This window comes from Microcoleus sp. bin38.metabat.b11b12b14.051 (assembly GCF_013299165.1).
Lineage (GTDB): Bacteria > Cyanobacteriota > Cyanobacteriia > Cyanobacteriales > Microcoleaceae > Microcoleus.
The window spans coordinates 1-16,426 of the sequence record NZ_JAAFKD010000026.1 but is presented as its reverse complement, the minus strand read 5'-3'; the positions used below and the strand labels follow the sequence as shown (position 1 = coordinate 16,426).

Below are 16,426 nucleotides of genomic sequence, written 5' to 3'. Positions count from 1 at the left end.
GTTATTTAATTCGCGATCCTAATTAGTTTAAATCCTTCATTCAATCTCAACTCTTACATAGTATAAATATACAATTAATACCACAATAAACCTCATGATTTCAATCCCAGGATACCGCATTGACGAAGAAATTTATAAAAACAATCACACAGTTATTTATCGAGGAATGCAGGTTGATGAACAAAAATCTGTTATCCTAAAAACTCTCACCCAGCCCTACCCAACCCCAGCACGAATAGCTCAACTCCTGCACGAATATGAAATTATTAAAAATTTGAATATTACGGGAATCGTCAAAGTTTACAAACTCGAAAAATACAATCACGTTCCTGTTTTGATTTTAGAAGATTTGGGCGGAATTTCTTTAAAACAATTTATCAACAACAACCACCTAGAGTTAGAAGATTTTTTGCGAATTGGCATCAACTTAGCAGAAACTATTGGGAAACTTCACGAAAAACACATCATTCACAAAGATATTAAACCCAGCAATATTATTATCAATGTGGAGACGGGTGATGTCAAAATTGCTGATTTTGCGATCGCCTCCCTGTTACCGGGCGAAAACCCCGCCCTCAGCCATCCCACTTTGCTCGAAGGAACCCTCGCCTATATGTCTCCGGAACAAACCGGGCGCATGAATCGCAGCGTAGACTACCGCACAGATTTTTATTCTTTAGGCGTCACTTTTTATGAAATACTCTGCGGCGAATTGCCTTTTAATGCCACCGATCCGATGGAATTAGTACACTGTCATATTGCCAAAACCCCAGTTTCTCCTTGTGATATCAGAAAGCATAAAATAGAAGGCATAATTGAGCCAACAGACAGCCCACAGATTCCTCAAGCTGTTTCAGATATCGTAATGAAACTCTTAGCAAAAACCGCAGAAGACAGGTATCAAAGTGCTTTCGGGCTTTTGTATGACTTAGAAAAATGTCTCGCTCAACTGCAAACAAACGGCGAAATTTCTCTAAAGGCGATCGGCGAGCAAGATCGATCGAGTCACCTACAAATTTCCCAAAAGCTTTACGGGCGAGAAGCCGAAGTTCACCTGCTACTGACTGCCTTCGAGCGCATGAGGCGAGGAAATACAGAAATAGTGCTGATTTCCGGTTGTCCAGGTTTGGGTAAATCGTGGTTAGTCTATGAAATCAATAAACCAGTATTGCGCGAAAACGGATATTTTATAGACAGCAAATTTGAACAATTTAAGCGCGATATTCCCTACGCTTTTTTGCTCCAAGGTTTTCAAGAACTATTGCGCCACATTCTTACCGAAACAGCCACAAAACTCCTAGCTTGGAAACAAAAAATTTTAAATGCCACAGGGGGTAACTGCCAAATAATTATTGAAGTTATTCCCGAAGTAGAACTGATTGTCGGCCCGCAGCCCCCAGTCCCTGATTTAGGAGGAACTGAATCTCAAAATCGCTTTAATCTAGTATTTCAAAAATTCATCCGCGTCTTTGCTCAAAAAGCACACCCGCTAGTAATTTTTCTCGACGATTTGCAGTGGGTAGATTCCGCTTCGCTCAAGTTAATCCAATTGCTAGCAACTGACCTCGAAACTCAATGTTTGTTAATAATTGGAGCCTATCGAGAACAAGAAGTAGATGTAAATCATCCCCTAATGCTAACCGCCGAAGCAATTAGAAAAGCAGGGGTGAATGTAAGTGCGATCGCCCTTTCGCCTTTAGATGTCAACAGCGTCAATCAATTAGTAGCTGATACTCTCAACTGCGAGCCAGAAAAATCGTTAATTTTAGCAGAATTGCTTTTTCAAAAAACCGCAGGAAATCCATTTTTCTTGACTCAACTTTTGAAATCTCTTTACTCTGAAAAATTACTACAGTTGAAATTTAAACCTTGCGAACTTCCTCTCGCTGGATCGGAAGCTAACGTTACTGACTTGAGCCAAATAAATGCCGAGCTAGTTGTGGATAAATGCCAAATTACAGGCAATTGGCACTGGAATATCGAGCAAATCCAAGAAATGCGAATTACTGAGAATGTTGTAGAATTAATGATAAACAACATTCAGAAACTGTCACAAAATACGCAGCAAATGCTAAAATTTGCCGCTTGTATAGGGAACAAATTTGATTTGCAAACTTTGTCAGTCGTTGGCGAAAAATCTGTGGCGTCGGCAGCAAATGACCTCTGGGAAGCACTTCAGTCTGGGCTGATTTTGCCCGTGAATAACGCTTACAAAATTCCGCTAGCACTAGCAGCAGGCAGAGAATTAACAGACAACATATCAAGCGATTTTAGCAATGAATCTTCGCTGCCAGTAGCTGAGGTTGCCAGCGCAAATTACCAATTTTTGCACGAGCGAGTACAGCAAGCAGCTTATGCTTTAATATCGCCATACGACAAACAAAAAAATCATCTAAATATCGGCCGATTCCTGTTGGAAAACGCGCCGCCAGAACAATTAGAAAACCATGTTTTTGATACAGTAAACCAATTAAATGCAGCCAGACAAATTATCAGCAGCGATTTAGAAAAATTTAAATTATGCCAATTAAATTTAATGGCGGGTTGCAAAGCAAAAGCCACTGCTGCTTACGAACTCGCTGTCAAATATTTAACCGCAGGTATTGAATTACTTCCTCCGGAAAGTTGGCAAACTGACTACGATTTAACTCTTGCACTCTACGAGTCAGCAGCAGAAGCAGCTTACCTCAATACCGAGTTTGAACAAATGGAAATATGGGCAGAAATTGTCCTACAACACGCAAAAAATGAACTCGATAAAATTAAAATATTTGAAATACAAATTACAGCTTGTGCGATGCAAACCAAACTGCAAGAAGCAGTAAAAATTGGTTTGGCAGCACTCAAAATGTTAGGGATAAACTTTCCAGAATCCCCGATTCCCCTCCACATTCAGCAAGCACTGACTAAAACAGCAGCTTATTTAACCGGAAAAAAGATAGAAGATTTAATTAACCTACCGGTGATGACGAATCCGCACAAGTTAGCAACTATGCGAGTTTTATCCAGTATGTTTTCTGCTACGTTGATAGTTGAACCAATGCTATTACCCTTGATTGTGTGCGAGCAAGTTCATTTATCAATTAATTACGGGAATTCAGTATTTTCTGCATTCGGATATGCTAATTATGGAGCAATTTTAAAAGGAATAGTCAGAGATATTGAATCAGGCGATCGTTTCGGCCAATTAGCTTTAAACTTGAGCAATCGCCTAAATGCTTTAGAATTTAAAAGTAAAACTCTTAATTTAGTAGCATTCATTTTGATGCACGGTAAGCATCACGTTAAAGACACTTTGCCGTTGTTAGAAGAAGCCTATCAAAGCGCGCTAAAAAATGGTGATTTAGAAAGCGTAGGATATGCGGCTGTAAATATTTGTCAGTCTTTATATTTTATCGGTCAAGAATTGTCACAACTAGAACTAAAAATGGCAGATTACAATCATTTGCTGTTTCAACTAAAGCAAGAAACTGTATTGACTTGGAATCTAATTTATCGACAAACTGTTTTACAGTTGATGGGAAATTTGCCTGATTCTGACCTTTTATTAGGTGAAGCTTACAATGAAGAAACTTTGTTGCCGCTGCTATTAAAAGCTAACGATCGCGTGGGATTACAGCACTTTTATTTGCAAAAGTTAATATTAGCTTATTTATTTGGAAACATCGAGCAAGCCATAGAAAACGCGGCACAAGCTGAAGTTTATTTAGACGGAGTAGCGGGATTTATTAATGTTCCTGAATACCATTTTTATGATGCTCTTACCCGACTGGCAGCATATCAATATTCCACAACTAAGGAACAACAAGAACATCTTTTTTATGCAGGAAGTAACCTGAAGAGATTGCAGAAAAAAGCTTTGTTTGCACCTATGAATTTGCAGCACAAGTGTGACTTGGTTGCTGCCGAAATAGCGAGAGTTTTGGGTGATATTGCGATCGCAATGGAATATTACGATCGCGCAATTTTAGGCGCACAAGAAAACGGGTACATACAGGTACAAGCACTGGCGGCAGAATTGGCAGGAGCATTTTATCTATCCATAGGACGAGAAAAAATTGCTAAAACTTACTTGACTGAAGCGCGTTATTGCTATCAGTGTTGGGGAGCCAAAGCCAAAGTAGCGCATTTAGAATCAACATACTCGCAGTTGCTAACTTCTGCCTCGATTTCAACTAATATAGAAACTCACAAATCGACCAGCAGCGCTTGCACTACCAGTGACAGTGGAGGCGTGCTAGACTTGACAACGGCAGTCAAAGCATCGCAAACCTTAGCCGGCGAAATAGTTCTAGACAAACTGCTGGCAAAAATGATGAAGATTGTGATTGAAAATGCTGGGGGGCAAAGAGGATTTTTCATCCTAGAAAAAGATGAAAAGTGGGTGATTGAAGCATCAGGTTCTGTAGATGACGATCGCATTAATGTAATGCAATCAATTCCTATAGATTTTATAGATGAGGAGCGACAAGTAACTTTACTAGCAGTTGCAGTAGTTAACTACGTCGCCCGCACTCAACAAAGCATAGTTTTAAATGATGCCACCCGTCAAGGACAATTTACTCGCGCACCTTACATAATTGCCGTTCAACCTAAATCAATTCTTTGCACTCCCTTAATTCATCAAGGCAAACTCAGCGGCATTCTATATTTAGAAAACAATCTCACAGCCGGCGCTTTTACACCAGAGCGGTTAGAAATATTAAAACTGCTGTCTTCTCAAATTTCTATCTCGATCGAAAACGCTCAACTTTACACCAACTTACAGCAGTTCAATCAAAATCTCGAAAGTTTAGTACAGCAGCGTACCTGCGAACTCTCCCAAACTTTAGAAGATTTAAAATCGGCTCAAAATAAACTGGTAGAAGCGGAAAAAATGGCTGCCCTTGGAGGGTTGGTGGCGGGTGTGGCTCACGAAATCAATACTCCCATCGGGATCGGAATCACCGCCGCCTCGCTGCTGGCTGAGAAAGTCACCAAATTTTTTGACCTCTACAGCAAGGGCCAAATTAAACGCTCCGAGTTAGAAAAGTTCCTGGATACGGCCATGCAAAGCAGTAGTATGATCTTATCGAACCTGACGCGGGCGGCGGAATTGATTCACAGCTTTAAAGAAGTTGCTGTAGATCAGTCGAGCGAATTAAAACGCACGTTTAATGTGAAACACTATTTAGAGGAGATTTTGACATCCTTAACCGCCAAGCTCAGAAGAACTAAACACAAAATACAGATTAGGTGCGATGAAAATATCGTACTGGACAGTTACCCTGGCGTGCTGTGTCAAATCGTGACAAATCTGGTGTTGAACTCCCTAATTCATGGTTACGATGCCGAAGACGAGGGAATTTTGACCTTTGATATCATGCTAGAGGGCGATCGGCTAATCTTTGAATATGGAGATAATGGCAAAGGAATTACCCCACAAAATCTCAGTAAAATCTTTGAACCGTTTTTTACCACCAAAAGAGGTCAGGGGGGCACAGGATTGGGACTGCACATTATTTACAACCTCGTCACGCAAAAACTCAAAGGCACAATTAGCTGTGAAAGTCAAGTAGAAAAAGGGACAAGATTTTTGATTGAATTTCCCGCTAAAATTAGGAATTAGTTATTATACTGCGAGCTTTAATATAATTATATTTAGGAGAGCGATAAATGTCAGAAGCTACTAAAAATGTGTTCGCTGCGGGCGATGGCGAATTAATCGCGGCGTTAGACGATGAATTAATATTTGCCGCAGAAGAGGAACCCCAAGAACTGGTAATAGAAGCGAGTTGGAAAATTTTAATTGTAGACGATGAAATAGAGATTCACAATATTACAAAACTAGCTTTAAATGAATTTACATTTGAAAAGAAACCGATCGAATTTATAAGTGCTTATTCTGGCAAAGAAGCTAAAGAAATGATCCAAGCCCATCCAGACATAGCATTGATTTTACTGGATGTAGTGATGGAAACAGAAGAGGCAGGCTTGGAAGTTGTAAAATACATTCGCGATATTTTAGACAATAAAGTAGTGCGGATTATTTTACGCACGGGACAGCCGGGACAAGTGCCAGAAGATGTAGTAATAGTCAGTTACGATATTAACGATTACAAAACTAAAACAGAACTGACAAACAAAAAGTTATTTACCACGGTTGTAACAGCATTGAGAGCATTTCGCGCCTTGACTCAAATCGAAGCCAGCAAAAGCGAACTGGAAAGAATTGCCATAGCTTCCGCTAGATTCGTCCCCCGAGAATTTTTAAAATTTCTTAAAATAGAAAGTATTGTTGATGCGAGATTGGGAGACTCTGTACAGGCAGAAATGACGATAATGTTTGCCGATATTCGCTCATTTACAAGTTTGTCTGAAAGTATGTCTCCCCGAGAAAACTTTGAATTTCTCAACTCTTACTTAAGCCGAGTTGGCCCAGTTATCCGCCAGTACAGCGGTTTTATAGATAAATACATTGGTGACGGGATTATGGCTTTGTTTCCCAACAGTGCAGAAGATGCCGTGCAAGCAGCAATCGAGATGCAGCAGCAAGTTAAAATTTATAATAAACACAGGCAAAATAGTGGCTATCAACCTATTTCGATTGGGATTGGGTTGCACACGGGAACTTTAATGTTGGGTACGATTGGGGAAGCGGAACGGATGGAAAGTACGGTAATTTCCGATGCTGTGAATTTAGCGGCCCGGGTGGAAGGATTGACAAAGCTTTATGGAGTTGGTATTGTAGCTAGCGTTCAGACTTTGTGCCGGATTGATGACCCCCAAAATTATAAGTGTCGGTTTCTCGATCGCGTTCAAGTAAAAGGAAAACAAACACCAGTTGCTGTATTTGAAATTTACGACGGCGACTCGGATGTGATGATTGAACTAAAAGCACAAACGCAAACTTATTTTGAACAGGGTATTTTTTTTCACTACCAGCAGCAATTCGTGCAAGCAAGGCAAATGTTTTTGCGCGTCTTGCAAGTCAACAAGTATGATAAGGCAGCATCTTTTTATGCCGATCGCTGCGAGATGTTGATGAAGAATGCACTGATTATGAATTTGGAAGGAATAGAAATTTAAAGAATTGGTCATTGGTCATTGGTCATTGGTCATCTCGCCCGAAGAGCGAAGTCGAAGGGTGGTCATTGGTCATTGGTCATTGGTCATTGGTCATTGGTCATTTGTCATTGGTCATTGGTCATCTCGCCCGAAGAGCGAAGTCGAAGGGTGGTCATTTGTCATTGGTCATTTGTCATTTGTCATTTGTTATTTGTCATTTCAAAAAATCTTGCTATGATTATTTTTTAGATAAATTATCTGTCCGAAGTGATAACTGCCCGCCGGACATGGCAATGCCGTTTCCTGAAATTAGGATTAATTTACGTGACATCATATAATGGTAATGCGTAATGGTAATTAGTCGTTTTTCCCTCTTCCCTCTTCCTTCTTCCGACTTCCTTCTTCCTTCTTCCTTCTCTCCATGCGCTTAAAATCCCTTGATGTTTTTCGCGGAATTGCGATCGCCTCCATGATTCTAGTCAACAACCCCGGTAGTTGGAAACAGGTGTATCCGCCGCTAGATCACGCAGAATGGCACGGGTGCACGCCGACAGACTTAGTGTTTCCGTTTTTCCTGTTCATCGTGGGCTGCGCGATGTCCTTCTCGCTGTCAAAATACACTCAAACTACTAAAAAACTAGAAACGCTAGAATCTGAAATTACAGAAACACAGCAACCAACACAATCAGACAAACATCCTCTTCCTTCTTCCGACTTCCGTCGGACTTCTACAAATATTTACTGGCGAATTGCGCGGCGGGCGGCGATTTTATTTGTATTAGGATTGCTGCTAAATACATCGTCGATCGCCCTAGACGTACTTTTGAACGGCGCCCCGATCGCAAATTTCGGTAAAATCAGGATTATGGGAGTATTGCAGCGCATCGGTTTAGCATATTTCATCAGTGCGATCGCGATTCTCAACCTTTCCCCCCGCAATCAAAAACTGCTCGCGGTTGCGGTGCTTTTAGGCTATTGGGGGGCTTTGTTCGTATTTGCTGTAGGGGGGTACACTGCATACGCACTGACGCCGGAGGGATATGTAGGGGGAGCTGTCGATCGGCTAATTCTCGGCAGCCAACACCTGTACAAAGGCGGCCCCTTCGATCCAGAAGGACTGTTAAGCACATTACCAGCTAGCGTGACAGTGCTGATCGGCTACTTTACAGGAGAGTGGCTGCGCGTACAGCCAATCAAAACCCGCACGAGTTTAAATTTAGCGATCGGCGGCCTATGTTGCTTAGTAATCGGTCGTTTGTGGGGATTTTCCTTTCCGATTAACAAACAACTGTGGACGAGTTCTTATGTAGTGTTTACTGCTGGTTGGGCGTTGCTCTTGCTAGCGGCTTGCTACGAAACAATAGAAGTACGAAAGTGGCAATGGGGGCGGCCGTTTGAAATTATGGGATTGAATGCAATTTTCTTATTTGTTGCCTCTGGTATTGTCGCCAGAATTTTGTTGAAAACTCATATCGGTGGTGATAAAACTGCTCCAACTACCTACACTTGGATTTATGAAAACTGGTTTGTGCCTTGGGCTGGGCAGCTCAACGGTTCTCTAGCTTTTGGGGTGACTGCGGTGTTGTGTTGGTGGTTAATTTTGTATGGAATTTACCGCCGAGGTTGGCAGATTAAAATTTGAATTTTGGATTTTTTAATAAGTAGGTTGGTTCGCGATCAATCAGGGACACAACTTGACACCAAAAAGCTGTTTGCTATAATATATTTATTAAAAAATCTCCCACATAGGTTCTATAGCTTGAACCAGCCCAACGAGCAAAATGAGCGGTGGTGAGTGGGCTTAAACGATAGAGTAAAAAACCCTCAACCAACCGCTAACTCTGGTTTTTGTGCCACTGCAACACACCAATCATTCCGCAAAATTGCCCACAAGGCTACATCCTCAAACATCTCCCATTTGCGTACTCGTTGGCGCAGCATTCCTTCGTACACCAGCCCATTTTTCCGCAAAACTTGCCCGGAACTTGGATTTCTTACCATGTGGTAAGCGTAGAGTCGATTGAGTTCTAATTGTTCAAATCCAAATCGCAGCACTGGTTTTAAGGCTTCGCTCATATATCCCTGTCCCCATGATTCAACGGCTAACCAAAAACTCAATTCAGCCTGAGAATGCTCTCGTTCAATGTCTCGAACTTCAATGATTCCGTTAAAGGTATTTTTAAATCTCTGCTCAATGACAAAGGTGACAGAATGTCCCGCTTCAAAATCAGCCGTTTGTCGAGCAATGTATCGCTCTGATTCGCCATCAGGATAGGGATGAGGAATCGAAATCATGGTGTCAGCAATCTGACGAACACTAGCAGCAGCCTGGATTGAGGAGACATCTGTCCTAGTGAGCGGACGCAAAATTAATCGATCTGTCAGTAGTTTAAATTGAGCGCTCATGAAACTATCGAACTGTGATTATTTTCTGTGATGCCATCCATTTGGGATCTTTTCTTAAAGTATCATGCCCACAGGAAACCGTCTCAACTATTGTTACACATTTTTTTTTCGGGGTGAAACGGAGGGTAGTTTGTTCAACGATTGTGTAAGGTGCGTCGCGATCGAGATTGTCGATCTTTTCTTAGGGATTTTCGATCGCGACACACCCTACGAATGCTTGACTGCGGGCCGATCGACTAAAATCGATATATTCAAAATACGCAAGCGATGATGAACGCCATAATACCTATACCTACCGTTCATAGCGACCCTGACATTCTAGGGGGAACTCCTGTATTTATCGGTACTCGCGTTCCGATGAAGACTTTGCTGGATTATCTCGAAGCTGGTGATTCGCTCAATGAGTTTCTTGACCATTTTCCTAGTGTCAGTCGCGAACAAGCGATCGCACTTCTTGCAATGATACGATCGCCACATAACAACGTTGATTAATGTCCGGTTCCTCAAGATCGATCGCCCAGACGATCGGATTCCCGATCGCCCGCCCGCCACACCTTCCACAAATTAACGCCTCAACCCAGCCAAACTCAAGGATTTTGCCGATTTGTCGATCGCCCGCCACCGCACCCTAACTATAAATGAACCCAAATCGCTAAAATAAAAAAAAGATACGTAATAGGTAGGCTGGCGTCAATGATCCCAACAGTTATAGAACAATCCGGTCGCGGCGAACGCGCCTTTGACATTTACTCGCGACTCCTGCGCGATCGCATCGTCTTCTTGGGCCAACAGGTTGACTCCGACTTAGCCAACCTGATCGTAGCCCAATTGCTATTTTTAGACGCCGAAGACCCGGAGAAAGATATTTACCTCTATATCAACTCCCCCGGCGGATCGGTAACAGCAGGTATGGGGATTTTTGACACGATGAACCACATCCGTCCCGATATTTGCACTATTTGTCTTGGTTTGGCCGCCAGCATGGGCGCTTTTCTGCTGAGTGCGGGCGCTAAAGGCAAGCGGATGAGTTTGCCTCACTCCCGGATTATGATCCACCAACCTCTGGGCGGAGCTCAAGGACAAGCTACCGATATTGAAATTCAGGCGAAAGAGATTTTGTACCACAAACAGCGCCTGAATCAATTTTTGGCAGATCATACCGGTCAGCCGCTTTCTCGCATTGAAGAAGATACTGAACGCGATTTCTTTATGTCGGCTGAAGAAGCAAAGGATTATGGTTTAGTCGATCAAGTGATCGATCGCCGTCCTTCTGCTAGCCGCCCGATCGCTGCTGTGGCGTAAATTAAAAATCAAAAATCAACAATGGGGAAATTTTCTTCATTGTTGATTTTTGATTTTTACTGTCCGCTTAATTCCTTTTCATCAAATAGGTTCGATCGTTGGGACTTTAGTCCTTAGACAGCAGCACTGAAGTCCTCACTACGAACATTTTTTAGGCTTTTTTACGGTAACTTGTTTGATCGTTCGGACTTTAGTCTTAAGAAGGACTGAAGTCCTCACTACGAACCTATTTTAAGGACTAAAGTCCGCAAGAAAGAAGGACTTAAGTCCTCACTACGAACCTATTTTAGGTTTTTTTATGCTAACTTCTTTGATCGTTCGGACTTTAGTCTTAAGAAGGACTGAAGTCCTCACTACGAACCTATTTTAAGGACTAAAGTCCGCAAGAAAGAAGGACTGAAGTCCTCACGATCAAACCTATTTTCCTGATTTTTAGGGTAAAGATTCGAGATATTGCAGGAAGTCGAACAATTCTTCTCTATTTAAGAAATGTCGCGCTTCTTTGCCGTAACCTTGTTTGAGATAATCTTTTCCTTGGTTGGCTGTCCATCCCAACCTCTTGATTTCTTCGGTGGTTCTGCTGTAGATTTCCAGATATTCTAGGAAATCTGCCAACTGTTCGCTAGCAAGTTCTCTCTGCGATGACTTGCCATAATTTTGTTCGAGACAGTCGGTTTCCTGTTTTTTTGTCCATCGCAGCCGTTTGAGAATTGCGTCTATTTGGGCGATCGTATCAGAATCATCTTCGATCGCATCGCTGGGAATTCCTACCGCGATCGGTTGGAATTCCCGGACTTCGGCCGCACCCTGCGACAGTTCGCTTTGGCTAGTATTTGGCACTTCCAGTTCGGGAAGCGGTTCGCCGTAGCTGGAAGACAGCCAAGCGTCCGAGTCTAACTGCTTTGGTACAAATCCCACTGCCGGAGGTAAATCAACTGTTGGCGGCAAAGGTTCCGCTACAGGTGCGATCGACTCTGCATTTAATTTGGGTTCGGCATTGACAAAATTGCTTTGATGCGGTATGTCAACTTTGTCTGGAACAGGCATTTCTAAAACCGGAAGCGGAGCAAGGGCTGGCGGAACGGGAACGGGAACGGGAACAACCGGAGCCGGAGCCGGAACGGGAACAACAGCAACCGGAGCCGGAACGGGAACAGCAGCAACCGAAGCCGGAGCCGGAACGGGAACGGGAACAGCAGCAACCGAAGCCGGAGCCGGAGCAAATGCGAGGACAGCAATCGCTCGCGATCGGGCGCGGTCTTCAGCATCCTCAACAGACTCAGCAGCGGACATACCAGTAGCGAGAGTTTTGCCGTCAACCTCAACCAAACAGCGAACCACAAACTTACCGTGATGAATAGTCAGCAACTCACAGATCAACTGTCCAGCGGGATAAAGGGCGCGAAATTCTGCAAACATAAATTTTTTACCCCGAAATCAAAAGGGGCTGATGAGTTGAGTTTAGTACAACGACAGAGAAAACAATTTTCTGAAAGCACATATTCAACATACAATAAATGAAAGGTGAATCATGCACGCAACCTTTCACGCCATTAAACCCTATCCCACATCCGGCGGTTTAAGCTAACAAGCACCGGCAGTCATTTCTACCTATAGGAGGTCAGTAACTCAGTGCTAAAGCCACTGAGCTTGTAAGAGAAATCGAGCAAGCTGTATTGACCAGCCTAAGCCTTAACTGGCTACGTTATTTAGGTCACGACACCCTGGGATGCGAAGCTAGTCCCTTGCTCTGTCGCTAGTAGTTAAACAGCCTTAAAGTCACTGAGGCAGTGCTGCTAGCCTGACAAGCCTTTATAACATTGGCGAAGCTAACTTTACCCGAAAGGGAGATTGAGGACAACCATCCTCGCCAGAGGGGCAACCATACCCCTCTACCCCGCAAGGGGATTCAAGGCGGTTGAAACCGCTCTTGGAGTTTCCCTCTCAGGACTGAAGTCTCGCTCGTTTCCCACTTACCGAGTGCTTTTATGACACAGCAACTAGGCAAAAGTAGTAAAAGTCTCCGGTTTTGTGTACCAAGCACCTTCTACAGCACAGATTGCTCCCGACCCGCTCGTTCCTCCTCTGTCCCCAAGGACAGATCGCGTGGAAAAAACAGGGGCATCGCAGCGATGAGCTACTAGCAATTTTGCCCGATCGCCGGTAAAATCTTTGGCTTTAGCACAAGGCAAGAGGCACTTCAAAAAGCAGAAGAAAGCAGGAAAAAGGCAGAAGGAAAAAGGCAGGAGGCCCAAATGCAAATTTTCTCCCTCTGCATCTCTCCATCTCCCGATCCAGGACTCAACCCGTCGCTTTCAGCATCGAGTCATCTTTTAAGAACCGACAGGGGCTTTCTACTTCGCGAAGAGCTCGGCGCTGCAAGCCAAAAGCAAAGGAACCAACGCTAAAAAATTGTATTGGGGAATAGGGTATGGGGTATTTGTCTGCACCATCATCTGTCATTTGCAGACAGACAGCAGACAATTAGCGACTGCTGGTGTGGGGAAATAATCTGAAAAAATCCCCGCGCACGGGTAGCACCGACTGTGCTGGTATCTCCACCGACTAACCCGCGCATTTGTTGGGAAGCAGGCACAGCGAGGGCAAGAAAGGGTGCGGCTGATTTCGCCAAAATTAGACTAATTGCTGGAAACAAGAGGATCGATCGCTACATGGAATTTTCTATCGCTGCACTGCTGGCAAATTTTACAGAAGACAAATTAGTGGCTCCCAAAGCACTAGAAAAAAAACTCGACTGCAATGATGAAACCAGTCAACTCAAACTTCAAATTGCATTAGAAGCTCTAGAGAAAATTGGTATATTAGTCAAAGACAAAGGCCGCTATCGTCGAGTAGCTGAAGATGACGTAGTAGAAGCAAAACTGCGCTGTTCGAGCAAAGGATTTTGCTTTGCAATTCAAGATGCTGAAGGTTCAGAAGACGTTTATGTGCGGGAAAGTCACCTCTCGACTGCTTGGAATGGCGATCGAGTTTTAGTCAAAATTATCAAGGAAGGTAGCCGCCGCCGATCGCCCGAAGGCGAAGTCATGCTGATCCTCGAACGCGCCAACCCCTCGGTACTGGCGCGAGTCAAGCAAACCGCCACCCCCACCGGCCGCGTCAGCTACAGAGCAATTCCCCTGGACGATCGCCTGTTGTTTGAACTAGACTTGCTCGCCAACGGTACAAATCTGCAAGAGGCGATCGACCATTTAGTACACGTCGAAGTCAAACGCTACCCCCTCGGCACCCACCGCCCAGTCGGCAAAGTAGTACAGGTACTCGGTTCTGACGCCGAAGCTGCTGACGACCTCGACATTGTATGCTGCAAGCACGACTTGCCGCGCTCCTTCGGGGCCGCCGTCATCAAAGCAGCCGAAAATTTGCCCAGCAAAGTTAAAAAAACCGACATCAAAAAACGGTTAGATTTGCGAAACATCCTGACAGTTACTTTTAGCAAACACGAACTGCAATTCGCCAGCACCGAAAACCAGCCCGCCCCAACTCAGGAGGAAAACTTCTTATCGGGAACAGGCGAAAACGAGACTGAAAAAGAGTTCGACCCGACCTCATTCCTCTCCGATCCGCCAATAGAACGCGCCTTGTCGATCGAGATCCTCAAGTCCGGCGGCTGGCAAGTAGGAATCCACATCACCGACGCAGCCGAGTACGTACAGCCAGAAACCCCACTAGACCGCGAAGCCCGCAAGCGAGGCACCGCCGCCCATCTGGGAGAAAAAATCATCGCCGTACTGCCAGAAATCCTCAACGAGCGCTGCTCGCTGCAACCAGACAGCGAACGCCTGACCTTCAGCATATTGCTCACCTTAGACGAATCAGGAGAACTCCTAGAATACGAAATTCAAACCAGCGTCATTCAAGTTGACTACCAACTCAGCTACCCAGAAGCCGAAGCAATCCTACAAGCAGACCCCGATGCCGAAGTTCATCCTCTGTCCAGCGCCCTGCGTCCTTTCCTCGATCGCATCAACGATGCCTCAAAGGCTGCCAGACAGGCGAGGATCAAGCGAGGAGCTTTTGAACTAAATTTGCCCGACGCTAACTCTCACTTCGACGATGAAGGCGAATTAGGAGCTTTTGCAACGGCTCCCCCCGCCCAGTCGGCGGTCTCCGAGTTGGTCGTACTCGCCAACCAAGCTGTCGCCACTCACCTGCAAGCCTTGGGAGTCCCAGCCATCTACCGCGTCCAGCCGATGCCAGATCCGGCAGACATTCAAGAGTTCATCAAACTCTCCAACAACCTCGGAGGCGAACTGTATCTCGAAAACGAAGAAGAAGTTCTGCCCTTTGACTTTCAGCGCTTTACCCAGCAGTTTGCGGGCCTGAAGTCGGAAAGAGTTCTCACCTACCTGCTGGAAGACACCATGAAACCCGCTGTGTACAGCACAACTCCCAAACCGCATTTCGGTTTGGGGCTCTCAGACGGTTACACGCGCTGCACTTCCCCGCTTTCCCGCTACGCCGATTTGCTAGTGCTGCGGGTATTGCAAGCCGTGTTCGAGCAAGGCCGCAGCAGCCGCACAACTCGCGCTAAGGAAAAAGTCAACCTGCACCATTCCTCCTGTCACGGTCAAATTACTTGGAACGTCCTCCCCCCAGACTTGCACCACGAATACGAGACAGAGTTTGCAGCGGCGGTGGTGCACCTGACGGAACGCGAAAGGGTTGCTGAAGATGCCGAAAGCGATTTGCAGGGATTGAAAAAAACCGGATTGATGAAAGAGCGCACCGGTCAAACTTTCCAGGGTTTGATTACAGGGGTGCAGTCTTACGGTTTCTTTGTGGAAATTGAGGTGCGGCCGCCCGAGAGCGATATCCTGCGAGTTGAAGGATTAGTGCACGTTTCTTCGCTGAAGGATGATTGGTATGAATATCGATCGCGCCAGCAAACTCTAGTAGGCCGCAAAAACCGCAATCAGTATCGTTTGGGCGATCGGGTGGAAGTTCAAGTTAAAAGCGTTGACTACTACCGCCAGCAAATAGATTTAGTTGCTGTTGGCGGCGGTAGCCAAGCTTTTGATGATGACGAATAGTCAGTTAACAGTTGACAGTTGACAGTTGACAGTTGACAGTTAACAGTTAACAGTTGACAGTTGACAGTTAACAGTTAACAGTTGACAGTTGACAGTTGTCAGTTAACAGTTGACAGTTAACAGTTAACAGTTAACAGTTAACAGTTGACAGTTGTCAGTTGACAGTTAACAGTTAACAGTTAACAGTTGTCATTAGTCATTGGTCATTTAAACGATAACTAATGACTAATTATCAATGGCTCGAAAATATACGTGTTTTTCATCTCTTTCTGGACACCGCAGCGCCGTGTACCGAAAGACATCGAAACCAGTTCTCAAAGATATTAAAAACAATCCAGAAAGACACCGAACCAATTTCATCTTATTTCTGCTTGCTTCTTCTCATATCGTGTCCGTTCGATTTAAAACCATAAGATTCGTTCGTAGTGCGGACTAAAGTCCGCAATATTGAGCGGACTAAAGTCCGCACTACGAACCTTTTTTTTGGTAATTGACCAAAAAACGAGCCCGCCGGGCCCCTGGCTTCAGACACGGGTCCAAGTCGGCGGCGGTTTCAACCGCCTTCAATATTCGTTAAAACGAATTATATTCTTAACATATTTACTTGTTTCAATGGT

General features: G+C 44.5%; 10 protein-coding genes. 6 read left to right on the top strand and 4 right to left on the bottom strand.

From position 1 onward, the window contains the following. Window positions 1-94: 94 nt before the first annotated feature. Window positions 95-5,608: an ATP-binding sensor histidine kinase gene (locus tag QZW47_RS22900; protein WP_293131972.1), complete on the top strand. Its 5,514-nt coding sequence runs from the start codon at window positions 95-97 to the stop codon at window positions 5,606-5,608. A gap of 47 nt (window positions 5,609-5,655) precedes the next feature. Next, window positions 5,656-7,068, top strand: a complete 1,413-nt coding sequence (locus tag QZW47_RS22895; protein WP_293131969.1) for an adenylate/guanylate cyclase domain-containing protein — start codon at window positions 5,656-5,658, stop codon at window positions 7,066-7,068. 336 nt (window positions 7,069-7,404) lie between these two features. On the opposite strand, the gene QZW47_RS22890 is transcribed toward QZW47_RS22895, so the two are convergent. Continuing rightward, window positions 7,405-7,530, bottom strand: a complete 126-nt coding sequence (locus QZW47_RS22890; RefSeq protein WP_293132150.1) for a hypothetical protein — start codon at window positions 7,528-7,530, stop codon at window positions 7,405-7,407. Between QZW47_RS22890 and QZW47_RS22885 the strand changes: the two genes are divergently transcribed. Further along, window positions 7,469-8,689 carry a DUF5009 domain-containing protein gene (locus QZW47_RS22885; protein ID WP_293131966.1) on the top strand — a complete coding sequence of 407 codons (1,221 nt, stop codon included), beginning with the start codon at window positions 7,469-7,471 and terminating at the stop codon, window positions 8,687-8,689. The genes QZW47_RS22890 and QZW47_RS22885 overlap by 62 nt on opposite strands. 182 nt (window positions 8,690-8,871) lie before the next feature. On the opposite strand, the gene QZW47_RS22880 is transcribed toward QZW47_RS22885, so the two are convergent. Then, window positions 8,872-9,453 carry a GNAT family N-acetyltransferase gene (locus QZW47_RS22880; RefSeq protein WP_293131964.1) on the bottom strand — a complete coding sequence of 194 codons (582 nt, stop codon included), beginning with the start codon at window positions 9,451-9,453 and terminating at the stop codon, window positions 8,872-8,874. Window positions 9,454-9,720: 267 nt separating this feature from the next. Between QZW47_RS22880 and QZW47_RS30215 the strand changes: the two genes are divergently transcribed. Continuing rightward, window positions 9,721-9,945, top strand: a complete 225-nt coding sequence (locus tag QZW47_RS30215) for a DUF433 domain-containing protein (RefSeq protein WP_366930922.1) — start codon at window positions 9,721-9,723, stop codon at window positions 9,943-9,945. On the opposite strand, the gene QZW47_RS22870 is transcribed toward QZW47_RS30215, so the two are convergent. Beyond that, a complete protein-coding gene (locus QZW47_RS22870) occupies window positions 9,881-10,075 on the bottom strand; it encodes a hypothetical protein (RefSeq protein WP_293132147.1) in 195 nt (64 codons plus the stop codon). The genes QZW47_RS30215 and QZW47_RS22870 overlap by 65 nt on opposite strands. A 71-nt stretch (window positions 10,076-10,146) precedes the next feature. Here QZW47_RS22870 and clpP point away from each other — a divergent pair, with 71 nt between their 5' ends. Then, window positions 10,147-10,755 (top strand): ATP-dependent Clp endopeptidase proteolytic subunit ClpP, encoded by a 609-nt coding sequence (gene clpP, locus QZW47_RS22865; RefSeq protein WP_293131961.1) that lies wholly within the window; start codon window positions 10,147-10,149, stop codon window positions 10,753-10,755. Between the two features lie 432 nt (window positions 10,756-11,187). Here clpP and QZW47_RS22860 read toward each other — a convergent pair whose 3' ends face one another. After that, window positions 11,188-12,174: a hypothetical protein gene (locus tag QZW47_RS22860; protein ID WP_293131946.1), complete on the bottom strand. Its 987-nt coding sequence runs from the start codon at window positions 12,172-12,174 to the stop codon at window positions 11,188-11,190. A gap of 1,253 nt (window positions 12,175-13,427) precedes the next feature. On the opposite strand from QZW47_RS22860, the gene QZW47_RS22855 reads away from it, so the two are divergent. Continuing rightward, window positions 13,428-15,809 carry a ribonuclease R family protein gene (locus tag QZW47_RS22855; RefSeq protein ID WP_293132133.1) on the top strand — a complete coding sequence of 794 codons (2,382 nt, stop codon included), beginning with the start codon at window positions 13,428-13,430 and terminating at the stop codon, window positions 15,807-15,809. The last annotated feature ends 617 nt before the right edge of the window (window positions 15,810-16,426 follow it).

What these genes read in the sequence shown, in the direction of transcription:
- QZW47_RS22860 (WP_293131946.1), bottom strand. Translation starts at nt 12,174, where the DNA reads ATGTTTGCAGAATTTCGCGCCCTTTATCCCGCTGGACAGTTGATCTGT.
- QZW47_RS22855 (WP_293132133.1), top strand. Translation starts at nt 13,428, where the DNA reads ATGGAATTTTCTATCGCTGCACTGCTGGCAAATTTTACAGAAGACAAA.
- QZW47_RS22880 (WP_293131964.1), bottom strand. Translation starts at nt 9,453, where the DNA reads ATGAGCGCTCAATTTAAACTACTGACAGATCGATTAATTTTGCGTCCG.
- QZW47_RS22885 (WP_293131966.1), top strand. Translation starts at nt 7,469, where the DNA reads ATGCGCTTAAAATCCCTTGATGTTTTTCGCGGAATTGCGATCGCCTCC.
- QZW47_RS22895 (WP_293131969.1), top strand. Translation starts at nt 5,656, where the DNA reads ATGTCAGAAGCTACTAAAAATGTGTTCGCTGCGGGCGATGGCGAATTA.
- QZW47_RS30215 (WP_366930922.1), top strand. Translation starts at nt 9,721, where the DNA reads ATGATGAACGCCATAATACCTATACCTACCGTTCATAGCGACCCTGAC.
- clpP (WP_293131961.1), top strand. Translation starts at nt 10,147, where the DNA reads ATGATCCCAACAGTTATAGAACAATCCGGTCGCGGCGAACGCGCCTTT.
- QZW47_RS22900 (WP_293131972.1), top strand. Translation starts at nt 95, where the DNA reads ATGATTTCAATCCCAGGATACCGCATTGACGAAGAAATTTATAAAAAC.